This window comes from Pseudomonas gingeri (assembly GCF_013386115.1).
Lineage (GTDB): Bacteria > Pseudomonadota > Gammaproteobacteria > Pseudomonadales > Pseudomonadaceae > Aquipseudomonas > Aquipseudomonas gingeri.
Genome location: NZ_JACAOR010000001.1, coordinates 970,779 through 984,120, shown reverse-complemented (window position 1 = coordinate 984,120; position 13,342 = coordinate 970,779). Strand labels below are relative to the sequence as shown.

Sequence of the window (13,342 nt, the reverse complement as noted above, 5' to 3'; positions counted from 1 at the left end):
ATTCAGGTAACGACCCGAAAGTCCGGATGGCGAGTCGTGACGGTCATTCAACGCCGTGAGGGGTTGGCTAGCTGTCAGCAATGACAGTGGCGACGAGTGGTTGAGGTTGCCTGGCGGGGGGCTGATACAAAAAAAGGGGAGCGGGGCTCCCCTTTTTACAAGGTTTTAAATCCGTTTCAAAACAGTCACGGATGGTTTGTTAATTATATTCAGTTATGCAAAATGCTCCCCACGAGCTGGCAGATGTCGGGCTGCAGGAAACATTTCCAGTGGTCGATGAGTAGATCAGATTCTGGCCCAGGCTACAGCCGGCGCCTGAGGTGTCGCACCAATATGCATTCTGCAGTAAATTACTCCGTGGAAATGGGCTGGTGTAATACCTTTTCAATAAGTCCATATCACTCTGAGGTAAATTGCTTCCTCTCCTGTTGATTCTCCAGGTATTCGCTTCATAAGATGCCAGTCGTGAGTTGTTGATATTCAATTCCCACACATTGCTGACCGTCACGTCATATCCCAGGGTTTGCCCGGTCCGTTCGTCCCGGACGGTGATCCGTGCACTGCCGTTTCTCAGGCCTACGACTTTGCCTGTTTCCGATACGGGGGCGATGCTGATGTTGTTCGAGCTGTAGGTGTATGAGCCGGAACCTGCCGTCGGGGTGCGGGTAGCCGTGTTGTTGAGAAAATCGTTTCCGGTCTGCGGCCAACCGAGGCTGGTACGGATGGCTTTCCCATTCAGAACCATCGGTGAGGTGTTCATGGCCAGGGGCGGGTGTAATTGCACCGTAAAAGTCCTGATATCCGATGAAAGTGTCCCACCCACTATTTTAGCGACAAGATCGTATTTCTTTTCCGATAAGTTATGGATGTGGTCGCTCCAGGCGTTGGAACCGTTGACACCGGTGCTCAAGAGGATATCCCCACCATTTCGTACTTCTATCGTGGAGTTGGGCGTTGCGGTGCCAGAGAGTGTCAGGCTCGTCTGGTTCGTGGTGCCATTGTGGGGGACTGAAAGTCCTGAGGAAGTATGTACGCCGGTGATATTCGGTTTCACCTCGTCGGTGACGTTAAAGGTGCGTACGTTCGAAAAAACCGTGGAGGGGTGATAGAGCGACCGGACATAAAACCTTCTTTCACCGGTTGGTCGGGTGGATGTGGTGAAGGTCCATATACCCGAGGCGTTGGCAGCCGCGGTGCCCAGGACTTGAGCTGAGGGGCCGTTGCCGTCTTCGATCTGGACGCGTTGAAGATTGCTGGCGACCCCTGTCAGGGTGAAAACCCTTTCCCGGGTAGTAGTCCCTTGTTCGACTTCAACCCCCTTGGGATCTTTCACGGAAGTCAAGCTAGGGGCCACCAGCGCCGTGACGGTAAAGGTGCGCGGCGGCGTGGACACCGGGTTGCTGTCATAGACGCCGCGCGCGTTGATGCTGTAGGCCTTGTTCGTCACCGTCAATGCGGATGAGGTCCAGACACCGCTGCCGTTGGCGTTGGCGGTGCCCATCACGTTATTGACGTCCCGAATTTGCACTTGTTGCCCATTGGGGGCGGTGCCTGTGACCGTCACTGTTGTGGTGACCACCGTGGAGCCATTGGTGATTTCACCGTTAGCGGCGTTCTTGACGGAGGTGATGGTCGGGGCCTCTACCTGCACCGCGTTACGGACGATATAGCTGCGCACCGGGAAAGTCAGCGCATCGGCTTCATTCGAGCCACCGCCAAAGACGACCTTGAACGTGACGCGCAATTCGCTGCCATGCGCCAGAGCTCGCAACCATGTGGCGTAGTCGGGATTGCTGGTAATGACCCGGGTCAGGAATTTCTGACCGAATTCCGCGGCACTGATCGGCGAAGCGGTCCAGATCGGTAACCGATTGAGCGTGCCATCCGGGTTGTCGCTTTCCAGGGCCAGCCAGACCCGGTCACCCTGGCGATAGAACGGCCAGGCATCGACCCGGAACGTCACGGTGCCGTTGACATCCACCTGGCCTGAGCCAGCCTCCAGTATCTGCAAGGGCGGCAGTCCTGAGTCCGGTAGGCTTTGGAGGGTCAGGTTCAGCGGAGCCGAAGGCGTGGTGGTACCGGCGCGGGTCATGGCGTAGCTGACTTCCACCTGCTTGCCGATATTGATCGCGACGGTCGTGTCCGGGACGTCAAAGTCGACGTATTGCTGGCTCTCGTTCCCCGGCTTGGGAACAATGTCCGGGCTGCCTATCGATCCCGCAACCCCTTTCCAGAACGCCTGGATATTGTCTGAGTTCTTCATGCCGTCATAGCGAACCCGTATTGTCGCCCCGTGCTGGGCATGGATCGGGTTGAGCAGGTGACCACCTGGCTCGGTGGTTTCCAGGACATGGGGCATCGGCAGGTCCAGCGCGCCGCCGACCTTCATGATGAAGGGATGGGAAAAGCGGGGCCGTGCGCCAGCCCGGGCGAGGGTGTAGTACAGGTGCATCGAGCGGTCGAGGTTGGGCAGGATGTACTCGCGCTTGAGGGTGAAGGGCAGGTCCCGACCGACCCAGGTCGCGGTGACAGGGAAGACGAATACCGGCGCGCTGCCCCCGGCGACGCTGCCCTCGGCGTGGAGGTTGATGATGTCGTTTTCGATGATGTCCACGTTCGCCTTGACCAGTACCCTGGCATCGAACGGTGACACCTGGGGGTCGAAAATGTGATCGGGGGGTGGCGCCTCATCCACCTCTACCGGTGGTAGAGAAGCCTGGGGTTGGCCGACATCGAGTAGCAGGTCCTCGGACGGGAATTTCCCCCTCTCGTTTTCCACCCAGTAGTAGAGGCGCAAGGTCCCGCCTTCGAGCCGGGCGATATCGCCATTGGGACCGTTCTGCAAGTGGAAGACGATATCGCCGGTGCCGGCGATATCGTCGACTTCCTTGTAGTACGACCGGCCATTGGCATAGGTGCCGTCGAGCACCAGGATGACCCGGTCGAAAGGATCCTGGCCCACATATTCCTTGATATGGACGATCAGGAAGGCGATATCCGGCGGTAATACATCGCCGGGCGCGCCCTCGACCGTGGGGGCGGGCAGGCCGGTACCGACCTGGGTGCCGGTGATATAGACGATGACGCTACGCGACCCGCGCTCCGGCGCGGAGGGGCGGATACGTTTATAGGAAATCTGTACCCGGCCCTTGATCAGCGACCTGATCTCGGCGTTGTCCCAGGGAATTCTCGCGCTGCGTCCCACTTCGTTGGCCGCGACGGGATGATCGATATAGCGGATGACAGGCAGCCCCGTCGAAGTCTTGCTATTGAGCTTTATCCGGATCGTATCGCCAACCGCGAAATCATCCCGGTGCACCACCACGACGATGGTGGCATCGGCGCCGTCGAGCGCATCGGCATCGAGTTCATTGTGCTCGTCGGATTCCTCCACATAGGGTTCGTAGAGCAGGGGCTCGGCCTGATCGTCCAGACGCACTTCAAGTAGCTGCGCCGGTGACCAGCCATCGGAGTAGTTGCCGACCTCGTCGACCACCTCGTATTCACAGACATGCTCGCCGCTGCCGATCTTTTGCCAGTCGCCGGTATTGACCCAGAGGGTGATCGGGTCGGTGCTTTCGATTTCGCCCTCGGTGACCCGGTGCTCGATGATATGGCCGCCGATGCTCAGGCGGATGCGATCGCGTACGGCGCGGTTGATGTCCGGTGCCGGGTTGCTGACCGCGGGGTAGAAATCGATGCGGACCGGGACCGGGGCGATGATGTCGCCTTCGCCGACCCCAAAGTCGATCAGGTCCTGGGGAAAGACCGGCATGGCCAGGTTTTCGTTGTAGTAGGTGCTGGCGACGGGATTGCGACCGCCTGGGGAGACGGTATCGACCTTGAGGCGAAAGCGCGCGGTTTCATCGTCGTTGCCACTCACCCGGGTCAGGTGAAAGAACACCGGATCGGCGGGGCCGTCGGGCAGGCGTGCGCGGGGGATGAACAGTGATATCTGCGCGTTGTTGGCGGCCTCGATATCGCTGACGGTATGAAAGGCCACAGGAGTGACGGTGTCACGGCAGAACAACTCGATAAAGTCGTTTTCGGCCATGGGCCGGTAGGGCAGCAGGATGCACTGCAGGCCCTTGTCCCGGTGGGCATCGAGGGCCGCGCGGTTGATGCCGCCGTCGAAGCCGACCACGGGCGCGGTCATGTTGGGGATGTAGAGATCGAGCTCGTTGAAGGGCACGGGGGTGATAGGTTCTGGCTGGCTCAGATCGAAGGTGCGCACGGGCAGCGGGTTGTCGGCGAGGCGTGTGGGATCGAGGCTGTCGTTCATGGTCGGGGTTCCTGACAGGTCACGGAAAAAGGCGACCCGAAAGCCCGGATGGCGAGTCGTAAAGACCATTCAACGCCGGGAGGCAGTGGCTGACTAGCTGTCAGAAATGACAGTGGCGACGAGTGGTCAGCCCACGGTGGGAGGTGCGCGCAAAGCCTCGACAGTACGACGAGTCAGGGAGCGCAGGTTTCAACGGCAGCCGTGTGCTGCTGCCGTTCGCGTTCGCCAAGGCCAGCCCCTTGGTCTTGAGCCTGCTCGGGCTGTGGTCAGTGTGAGCGGCGCTGTCCCAGCAGGCGCTTGACGCCTTCGAGCACCAGTACCACCACCGCCAGCCAGATCGGGATATAGGTCAGCCATTCCCCCGCGCGGATGCTTTCGCCCAGCAGCAGGGCGACGATCACCAGCAACACCGGTTCGACATACCCCAGCAGGCCGAACAAGCCGAACGCCAGCAAGCGGCTTGCCAGCAGGTAGCAGATCAATGCCGCCGCACTGATCACTCCCAGCAACGGAATCAGCACGTACAGCGAAGGGCGTCGGTCGAGCACGGCAAAACCCTGTTCGCCGTGCTGCACGAACCACCAGGCCACCGGCAACAGCAACGCCATGTCGAGCCACAGCCCGCCCAGGTTGTCGGTGCCGTTGCGCCGACGCAGCACGAAGTACACCGGGTAACCGAGGGCCACCAGCAAGGTGGTCCAGGAGAAACTGCCCACCTGGTACAACTCGTTGAGCACGCCGCAGAGGGCCAGCAGGGCGGCGATGGTCTGCAACCGCGAGAGCTTTTCGCCGTAGACGATACGCCCGGTCAGGACCATGGTCAGGGGCAGCAGGAAGTAACCGAGGGACACGTCCAGGCTATGGCCGTTGAGCGGCGCCCAGAGGAATATCCACAACTGTACGCCGAGCATCGCCGAGGACAGCAGCAACTTGGCCAGCAGCATCGGCTGCTGGCGAATGCGGATGAAGATCGCCGGCACCAGTTTCCAGTCACCGGACAGCAGCATGAACACCGTCATGCAAGGCACGGTCAGCAGCATGCGCCAGCCGAAGATGTCCTCGCCGTTCAGGGGCTCGAGCAAGGACGTGTAGAAATACATGATGGCGAACAGGCAGGACGCCAATACCGATAGAACAATGCCTCTGGACACAACAGCCTCACGGGTGGGCAAACATGGGTTTCTTATAGTCGACAGCTTGATACTTTGTAGCGGTCGAGGCAAACCGGCCGGCCATTTTCCAGGCGCGGCCAGGGATCGGCGTCGCTTTCAGTGTGAAGGCGTGTCGCCCGTCTTGTGCTGACGGAACACCAGGGCCTTCAAGCCGCTTTCGACATCGCTGTCGGGAAACTCCGGCGGGTTGTCCAGGCGCTGTTCGAAGCGCAGGCTCGGCGCCTCGCGGGTGACGCCGTCGATCAGGAAGTCCGAACCCGTGGACGGGTCGTTCATGCAGGCCAGAACCGTGCCCTGGGCCGTCAGCAGTTCCGGCAGGCGACGCAGGACCCGCTGGTAATCCTTGGTCAGCAGGAAGCTGCCTTTCTGGAACGAGGGTGGATCGATGATCACCAGGTCATAGGGCCCGCTGTTGATCACCTTGCCCCAGGACTTGAACAGGTCGTGGCCGAGAAAGCTCACCTTGCCCAGGTCGTGGCCGTTCAGGCGGTGATTGTCGCGGCCACGGCTGAGGGCGGCGCGGGACATGTCCAGGTTCACCACATGCTGCGCGCCGCCGGCGATGGCCGCCACCGAGAAGCCGCAGGTGTAGGCGAACAGGTTGAGCACCCGCTTGCCCCCGGCATTGGCCCGCACCCAGTCGCGGCCGTAACGCATGTCGAGGAACAGGCCGTTGTTCTGCTTCTTGCCCAGGTCCACCCGATAGCGCAGGCCGCCTTCGGTCAGGGTCCATTCGTCGATGGCTTCGCCGAGCAGCCATTCGGCCGGGCTCAATGGCAGGTAGCGGTGTTGCAGCAGCAGGGTATGGGCGCCACTGCCGGTCCAGGTCGCGGACTGGCTCAGTTCCCCCAGCACCCGCTTGAGTTCCGCCAACTGCTCGGGCTCCGGTTCCTTGAACAGCGAAACCATGACCACGCCCTGAAGCCAGTCCACCGTCAGTTGCTCCAGTCCCGGCCAGCAGCGTCCGCGCCCGTGGAACAGGCGCCGGGTTTCGGCCGGGGCCGCCGCCAGGGCGTCGAGCAGGTGAGCGTGGAGGGTGGAAAGGGCTTGGGGATTCATCGGGCAGGGTCGGCAATCTGAAAGGGCCGGCATTTTAACCCCATTCCCGCGAAAAAACGGCATCGAGGAATCGCTGTCATTTGCCTGCGGTAGATGGTAAAAGCCCCTCCGAACCCCGATCCAGAGGGCTTTTTCGTTAGTTTCCGGCCATCCAATTCGAAGATTTCAAGCATGCACCCAGGCAAGATCGCAGTGGGGTTGTCAGCCCTTTTATTGTTCACCAGCGGCACGGCGCAAGCGCGCAGCCTGCTGGATCTCATCGCTCCACCGGCCCAGCACGAGAAACAGGCACACCGTTCCGGCTCCATCAGCCAGGACGCGGCGCTCGACCTGTATTCCAGCCAGGAGCGCCAGCCCTCGTTCGACGGTTGTGCGCAGTTGTTCCCGAACGCCAGGCCGATCAATCCCGGCAGCGTGCCGGCGACCATGAAGCCCCTGGCCCTGTGTTCCGACAACTTTGCCGTGCTCTATTCGCAAACCAGCAAGACCCCGCTGGTGGTAGTCGAACGCCTGAGTTCGGCGCAACTGAAGGACGCCAAGGGCGAGGAGCGCACCAACCAGTTCTACCCGGACCCGCGTATTCCCAAGGGCGGCCGGGCCGAACTGAGTGACTATCGTGGCCAGCATCCGGCGGTGGACCGCGGGCATCAGTCGCCGGCGGCCGATGCGCCGAGCCCCAATGCCATGGCCCAGTCCTTCGCGTTGTCGAACATGGTGCCGCAGGACCCGACCAACAACCGCAAGATCTGGAGCAAGGTCGAGGCGGATGTGCGCAAGTTCGCCATGCGCGCCAATGGTAATGTCTATGTATTTACCGGCCCGTTGTTCGACGAGGGCCACGGCACCATCGGCGACAACCGGGTCTGGGTGCCGACCCGGCTGTTCAAGCTGGTCTATGACAGTGCGTCCGGGCGGGCCTGGGCCTATGTGCTGCCGAACGCCGAAACCGCCATCGAGCGGCCGATGGACTACGCCACCTTCGTCAAGACCACGGGCCTGCGACTGCTGGACAGCCTGCCGGTGTCGGGCTCGCTGGCCAAGGGGTAGTCGGTGCCGGGTGGGTGCCCGGCCACCCGTTGCTTACAGAGGAGGGCGTTTCGATGTTGCGCACCAACCTGAATGAAATCCTGATCTTCATGGCGGTGGTCGACGCTGGCAGCTTCGTCGGTGGCGGGCAGGCGATGGGGCTGACCCGTTCGGCGGCCGGCAAGGCCGTGACGCGCCTCGAGGAAACCCTCGGTGTGCGCCTGCTCAACCGCACCACCCGGACGCTGAGCCTGACCGAGGAAGGGCGGATCTTCTACGACCAGGGCTTGCAGATCCTCGCGGCGGTCGATAACGCCCAGACCAGCGTCGGCGGGGCGACGGGCACGCCACGGGGTCTGTTGCGCCTGACCGTGCCCGATGCCTTTGGCCGGCTGGTGCTGCTGCCGTTGTTGCAGCAGTACCTGGAGCAATGGCCCGAGGTGCAGGTCGAGGTGAGCTTCAGCGATCGCATGGCCGATATTGTCGAGGAGGGCTTCGACCTGGCGGTACGGGTCGGCGGTGCCAACCTGGACCGGCAACTGGTGTCACGGGTGGTTACCCGCTACAAGGCCGTGCTGTGCGCCGCACCGGGCTATATCGCCGGGCACGGGCAGCCGTCGAACATCGATTCGCTGGTCGGCCACGACTGCCTGTTCTTCAGCAGCCGCACGCGCAAGCAGAGCTGGCGCCTGCGGGACAGCGACGGCACCTGGGTCAAGGCCCAGGGCCGCAGCCGCATGCGCCTGGACAGCGCCGAGGCGCTACGTGAAGCCGCCCTTGCCGGATTGGGTATTGCCCAAATGCCGGATTTCCTGGTGGCCGCGGACCTGGCGTCGGGACGCCTGGTGCCGGTGTTGCCGGCGGTGGATGCCGGCGAGGTCGAGATCCTGGTGATTTACCCGACCAGACGTTTCCTCGAACCGCGTGTGCGGCGCTTTATCGACCTGATGGTGGACAAGCTGGGCAACTGACCGTGGGCCGTGCACCTAGACGTTGTGATTGTCCGAGCGGGTAAACGAGTAGCGGTCGATATCCTGGCGCAGTTGCCAGCCCTGGCTGTGCCAATACTCGGCGGCGCTGGTGTTGGTCTTGATCACATCGAGATGGCACTTGAGGATGCCGTGGGACTCCAGTGTCGACAGGCAGCGCTGCACCAGGGCATTGGCGATGCCCTGGCGGCGGTGACGCGGCAGTACCACCAGGTGCTGCAGGTAGCCCCGGCGCCCGTCATGGCCGGACATGATGCAGCCAGCGGGTTCGCCGTCGATTTCAGCAACAAAACTCATCCCGGGATTACGTTCCAGGTAGCGGGCGGTCGACTCGCGGGAGTCCGCCTCGCGCAGGGAAATGCCGGGGGTACTGCGCATCAGGTCGATGACGGCCGGGTAATCGTCCAGGGTCATGGTACGGATAGTGAACATCGGAGGGGGCCTGGTGGGGTTGAGGGTCCGGCCTGGCAGCCTAGCAGAAGCGCTATGACGGTTGTTGTGCCGAACATGAATCTTGCGGGGCCGCAGGCGGTTCTGCTTGTGTTGCCGGCACGCCAGCGGGGAGACTGCTGCCATGAGTCGGCAGTGGTGAACATGCTGCCGCGAATCCAGCCCCGGAGAAGCCTTGATGCTCTTGATCCTTGCCCTCATCGCTCTGGCCGTTGCCTGGGCGTGGTGGACCTATCCCCGTGTAGGAGGGCTGCTGTTCGACCTGATTACCGCGATCGAGGCGCGGCTTTCACGCCTGACACAGATCCCGGTGTCGATCGACTCGATGACCCTGGCGACCTTCCAGGGCGGCACCCCGGGCAATACGGCGCCCTTGCTGTTGATCCACGGCTTCAGTGCCGACAAGAACCTGTGGATCCGCTTCGCCCGCGGTTTTGTCGCCGACCACCAGGTAATCATTCCCGACCTGGCCGGCCACGGCAAAAGCGGCTTCAAGGCCGGCGGCGACTACAGTATCGCCGCCCAGGCAAAGCGCATGGTCGAAATGCTGGACGCCTGCGGGATCGACCAGGTGCATGCGGTCGGCAGCTCCATGGGCGCGTATGTCGCTACCTGGCTGGCGGCGCATTACCCGCAGCGGGTGCTGTCCCTGGCGTTGATGGGGCCGGTGGGGGTCAACCTGCCGCAGCCCAATGAAGTGGAAGAGCTGGTCAAGCAGGGTCGCAACCCGTTCCTGATCCGCTCGCGGGCGGAGTTCGACCGTTTCTTCGCCATGACCATGGCTTCGCCGCCGTGGATTCCGGGGGTGTTGCTGGCGTCGGAGGCGCAGCTCTATATGGATCGACGCAGCGAGCTGGCGGAAATCTTCGATGACTTTCATGACAGCCCGCGCATGGAGCCCTGGTTGGGCCATATCCAGGTGCCGACCCTCCTGCTATGGGGACGCGAGGACCGCATGGTGCCGCTGGCCAGCGCACAGACCTGGATCGCCGGGATTCCCCATGCCCGCCTGGAGTGCTGGGACGGCGTGGGCCATCTGCCGATGGTCGAGCGCACGGAGCAGACGGTGGCACAGTACCGCCAGTTCCTCGGCGAGGCGCGGTCGGTCTGAGCCATGGCGCTCAGGCTTCCTGCGCCCAGCTGCGCAGTGCCTCGGTATCCTTCGCTGGCGGCAGACCGAACATCCGACCGTACTCGCGGGTGAACTGCGAAACGCTTTCGTAGCCCACGGCAAACGCGGCGCTGCTGGCCGAGGTGTTTTGCGAGAGCATCAGCCGGCGGGCTTCGATCAGGCGCAGTTGTTTCTGGAATTGCAGCGGGGTCAGGGAGGTCACCGCCCGAAAGTGCTGGTGGAACGACGACAGGCTCATGCCGGCCGTCGCAGCCAGGCGCTCGACTGGCAGTGCCTGGGTGAACTCGGCCCGCAGCAGCGCCACCGCCCGGGCCACGCGCTGGGCATGGCCGCCGGCACCGCCGAGGCGGCGGATCGCCGGGCCGTGCTCGCCGGCCAGCAACCAGTAATGCAGCTCGCGCACCAACTGGGTGTGCAACACCGCCGCCGATTCCGGACGGTCCAGCAGGCGCATCAGCCGCAACGCCGCGTCGGCCACCTCGCTGTCGGTGGGCTCGACCCGTACCGGGCCGCCATCGGCGACCGCGGTTTCCTTCATCTGCAACACCAGCTCGGCGATCACCGCGAGGTCCAGGTCCAGCACCAGGGAAAGGTAGGGCGTGCTGGCACTGGCCCGGGTGATCTGGCTGACGGTCGGCACATCGGCGGTGATCAGCAGTGAATCGCCGGCATGGAAGTCGAAGCTCTGTGCGCCCATAGCCACGCGCTTGGAACCTTGCAGCACCAGGCACACGAGTGGCCGGGTAATCGCGTGGACCAGGCCGCTGGGGCTGGTCGTACGGATTGTCGTCAAGCCGGGCACCGGTGTCTGGGCAATGCCCGTGGCGTCGGCATTGGCTTCGACGTAGCGGCGAACGGCGGTCAGCAAGGTATCGCTCATGCAGCGTTCCTCAGGTGGGGCAACGGCGGTGTTCAACATTTGGAGAAATGGGCAGGGAACGTCCATTTTTCGGCAAAACCGGGTGGTGGCGCGCTCCCTATCATGGCATCACACCCCACACAGGAGCTGTCACATGACCAAGATCGCTATCATCACCGGCGCCAGCCGTGGCCTGGGCCGCAACACTGCACTGAGTATCGCCCGCCATGGCGGCGATGTGGTTATAACTTACCAGAGCCGGGCCGAAGACGCGCTGGCCGTGGTCGCGCAGATCCAGGCCTTGGGCCGCAAGGCCGTGGCCTTGCAACTGGACACGGGCAATGTCGCCGGCTTCGCGGCTTTTGCCGAGCGCCTGCGCGTGGCCCTGCAGGAAACCTGGCAACGCGAGACCTTCGACCATCTGGTGAACAATGCCGGCCACGGCGACTACGCACTGATCGAACAGACCACCGAAGCGCAGTTCGACGGCCTGGTCAACGTACACTTCAAAGGCGTGTTTTTCCTCAGTCAGGCGCTGCTGCCGCTGATGGCCGACGGTGGTCGCGTCGTCAACCTGTCCTCCGGGCTGACCCGGGTATCGTTCCCCGGCTACGGCGCCTACGCGGCGGTGAAGGCGGCGGTCGAGGTGCTGTCCCTGTACATGGCCAAGGAGTGGGGAGGTCGTGGCATCGCGGTCAACACCGTGGCGCCGGGTGCCATCGAAACCGATTTCGGGGGCGGCGCGGTGCGCGACAACCCCGAAATCAACCGGCTGTTCGCCGACATGACCGCGCTGGGCCGTGCCGGTGTGCCGGACGATATCGGGCCGATGATCGCCAGCCTGCTGTCCGAGGACAATCGCTGGGTCAACGCCCAGCGGATCGAAGTCTCCGGCGGCCAGGGCATCTGATCGCGACAACGCCCCGTTACGCTGGATGGATCATCGTTTCGGGGCGTACCCACTGGTTGTATTCCTGCGCCGTCATGAAGCCCAACCGCACGGCAGCCTCCCTCGGCGTCAGCCCTTCCTCGGCGGCCTTTCGCGTGATCCGCGCCACCTTGTCATAACCCAGCACCGGGTTGAGGGCCGTTGCCAGCAGCAACGAGCTGTCGACATTGCCGGCCAGCCGTTCACGATCGACTTCCAGGCCCTTGATCAGTTTCTCGGTGAAGATACCGACACTGTTGGACAGCACGTCGATGGACTGCAGCAGGTTGTGGATCAACACCGGCTTGGCCACATTCAGTTCGAAGGTGCTCGAGGCGCCGGCAATGGTGATGGTGGTGTGGTTGCCCATGACCTGCATGGCCGCCTGGACCAGCACTTCGGCGATGGTCGGGTTGCGCTTGCCGGGCATGATCGAGGAGGTGAGGCCGTCGTCAGGCACCAGCAGTTCGCCGAATCCGCAGCGCGGACCGGAACCCAGCAGACGGATATCGTTGGCGATTTTCGTCAGGGACACGGCCAGCACATTCAAGGCCCCGGAGACTTCCACCAGCGCATCATGGGTGCCCATGCCCTCGAACTTGCACGGGTTCGGCTCGAACTGCTCAGCGCTTATTTCGCTCAATGCCTTGCAGAACGCCACATCGAAACCGACCGGGGTATTGAGCCCGGTGCCGACGGCGGTGCCACCCTGGGGCAGGCTGCGCAACCTGGGCAGGCAGGCTTCGACGCGGGCGATGCCATGGCCGATCTGCCGGGCGAAGCTGTCGAAGGCCTGGCCCTGGCTCATGGGCACCGCATCCATCAGGTGGGTACGGCCGATCTTCAGCACGTCACGCCAGGCCACGGCCTTTTCGTCCAGTCCGTCACGCAGGCTCGCCAGCGCCGGCAGCAGGCGGCCGCACAGTTCCAGCAGGGTGGTCAGGTGCATGATGGTCGGGAAGCTGTCGTTGGAGGACTGCGAGCGGTTCACGTGGTCATTGGGGTGCACCGGGGACTTGCTGCCGAGGGCGTTGCCCAGTATCTCGTTGGCCCGATTGGCAATGACCTCGTTGGCGTTCATGTTGGTCTGGGTGCCCGACCCGGTCTGCCAGATAGACAACGGGAAGTGCTCGTCGAACCGGCCATCGATCAGTTCTCCGGCCGCCTGCTCGATGGCCGCCGCCATGTCGGCCGGGAGCGCGCCGAGTTGCACGTTGGCGCGCAGGGCGGCCAGTTTCTGCTGGCCGAAGGCGCGTACCAGACACGCTGGAAACTGCTCCCTGCCGCTGCCGAAAACGGCCAGGGCGCGTTGGGTCTGGGCGCCCCAGTAACGGTCGGCGGGGATGGATACGGGCCCGAACGCGTCGTGTTCGATGCGCATGCTGGACATGAAGATGACTCCGGGAAAAGGGTTTCGAAGGAGATCGCGCGGGCCGAACCGACCC

General features: G+C 63.1%; 10 protein-coding genes. 4 read left to right on the top strand and 6 right to left on the bottom strand.

Features of this window, described 5'->3' with window-relative positions:
- Window positions 1-199: 199 nt before the first annotated feature.
- The 3 genes from HX881_RS04180 to HX881_RS04170 form a co-directional block, all read right to left on the bottom strand.
- Complete coding sequence (locus HX881_RS04180) at window positions 200-4,282, bottom strand: Ig-like domain-containing protein (protein WP_177083009.1); 4,083 nt, start codon at window positions 4,280-4,282, stop codon at window positions 200-202.
- Window positions 4,283-4,548: 266 nt separating this feature from the next.
- The gene (gene rarD / locus HX881_RS04175) at window positions 4,549-5,433 is read right to left on the bottom strand and encodes an EamA family transporter RarD (protein WP_042935272.1); all 885 of its coding nucleotides are present in this window, start codon (window positions 5,431-5,433) and stop codon (window positions 4,549-4,551) included.
- A gap of 117 nt (window positions 5,434-5,550) precedes the next feature.
- Window positions 5,551-6,513 (bottom strand): class I SAM-dependent methyltransferase, encoded by a 963-nt coding sequence (locus HX881_RS04170; protein WP_177083007.1) that lies wholly within the window; start codon window positions 6,511-6,513, stop codon window positions 5,551-5,553.
- A gap of 171 nt (window positions 6,514-6,684) precedes the next feature.
- On the opposite strand from HX881_RS04170, the gene HX881_RS04165 reads away from it, so the two are divergent.
- Window positions 6,685-7,560, top strand: a complete 876-nt coding sequence (locus HX881_RS04165; protein ID WP_042935271.1) for a DNA/RNA non-specific endonuclease — start codon at window positions 6,685-6,687, stop codon at window positions 7,558-7,560.
- Between the two features lie 53 nt (window positions 7,561-7,613).
- The gene (locus HX881_RS04160) at window positions 7,614-8,510 is read left to right on the top strand and encodes a LysR family transcriptional regulator (RefSeq protein ID WP_017125958.1); all 897 of its coding nucleotides are present in this window, start codon (window positions 7,614-7,616) and stop codon (window positions 8,508-8,510) included.
- Between the two features lie 15 nt (window positions 8,511-8,525).
- Here the strand turns inward: HX881_RS04160 and HX881_RS04155 are convergent, their stop codons facing one another.
- Window positions 8,526-8,960 (bottom strand): GNAT family N-acetyltransferase, encoded by a 435-nt coding sequence (locus HX881_RS04155; RefSeq protein WP_017125957.1) that lies wholly within the window; start codon window positions 8,958-8,960, stop codon window positions 8,526-8,528.
- A gap of 196 nt (window positions 8,961-9,156) precedes the next feature.
- Here HX881_RS04155 and HX881_RS04150 point away from each other — a divergent pair, with 196 nt between their 5' ends.
- Window positions 9,157-10,089: an alpha/beta fold hydrolase gene (locus tag HX881_RS04150; RefSeq protein WP_177083005.1), complete on the top strand. Its 933-nt coding sequence runs from the start codon at window positions 9,157-9,159 to the stop codon at window positions 10,087-10,089.
- Window positions 10,090-10,099: 10 nt separating this feature from the next.
- Here HX881_RS04150 and HX881_RS04145 read toward each other — a convergent pair whose 3' ends face one another.
- A complete protein-coding gene (locus HX881_RS04145; protein WP_177083003.1) occupies window positions 10,100-10,990 on the bottom strand; it encodes an AraC family transcriptional regulator in 891 nt (296 codons plus the stop codon).
- Window positions 10,991-11,123: 133 nt separating this feature from the next.
- On the opposite strand from HX881_RS04145, the gene HX881_RS04140 reads away from it, so the two are divergent.
- The gene (locus tag HX881_RS04140; protein ID WP_177083001.1) at window positions 11,124-11,879 is read left to right on the top strand and encodes an SDR family NAD(P)-dependent oxidoreductase; all 756 of its coding nucleotides are present in this window, start codon (window positions 11,124-11,126) and stop codon (window positions 11,877-11,879) included.
- A gap of 16 nt (window positions 11,880-11,895) precedes the next feature.
- On the opposite strand, the gene HX881_RS04135 is transcribed toward HX881_RS04140, so the two are convergent.
- Window positions 11,896-13,287: a class II fumarate hydratase gene (locus HX881_RS04135; protein WP_177083000.1), complete on the bottom strand. Its 1,392-nt coding sequence runs from the start codon at window positions 13,285-13,287 to the stop codon at window positions 11,896-11,898.
- Between the last annotated feature and the right edge of the window lie 55 nt (window positions 13,288-13,342).

Bases quoted from the DNA above. Each gene is read 5' to 3' on its own strand.
- HX881_RS04155 (WP_017125957.1), bottom strand. From the start codon at position 8,960: ATGTTCACTATCCGTACCATGACCCTGGACGATTACCCGGCCGTCATC.
- HX881_RS04170 (WP_177083007.1), bottom strand. From the start codon at position 6,513: ATGAATCCCCAAGCCCTTTCCACCCTCCACGCTCACCTGCTCGACGCC.
- HX881_RS04160 (WP_017125958.1), top strand. From the start codon at position 7,614: ATGTTGCGCACCAACCTGAATGAAATCCTGATCTTCATGGCGGTGGTC.
- HX881_RS04145 (WP_177083003.1), bottom strand. From the start codon at position 10,990: ATGAGCGATACCTTGCTGACCGCCGTTCGCCGCTACGTCGAAGCCAAT.
- HX881_RS04140 (WP_177083001.1), top strand. From the start codon at position 11,124: ATGACCAAGATCGCTATCATCACCGGCGCCAGCCGTGGCCTGGGCCGC.
- HX881_RS04180 (WP_177083009.1), bottom strand. From the start codon at position 4,282: ATGAACGACAGCCTCGATCCCACACGCCTCGCCGACAACCCGCTGCCC.
- HX881_RS04135 (WP_177083000.1), bottom strand. From the start codon at position 13,287: ATGTCCAGCATGCGCATCGAACACGACGCGTTCGGGCCCGTATCCATC.
- HX881_RS04165 (WP_042935271.1), top strand. From the start codon at position 6,685: ATGCACCCAGGCAAGATCGCAGTGGGGTTGTCAGCCCTTTTATTGTTC.
- HX881_RS04150 (WP_177083005.1), top strand. From the start codon at position 9,157: ATGCTCTTGATCCTTGCCCTCATCGCTCTGGCCGTTGCCTGGGCGTGG.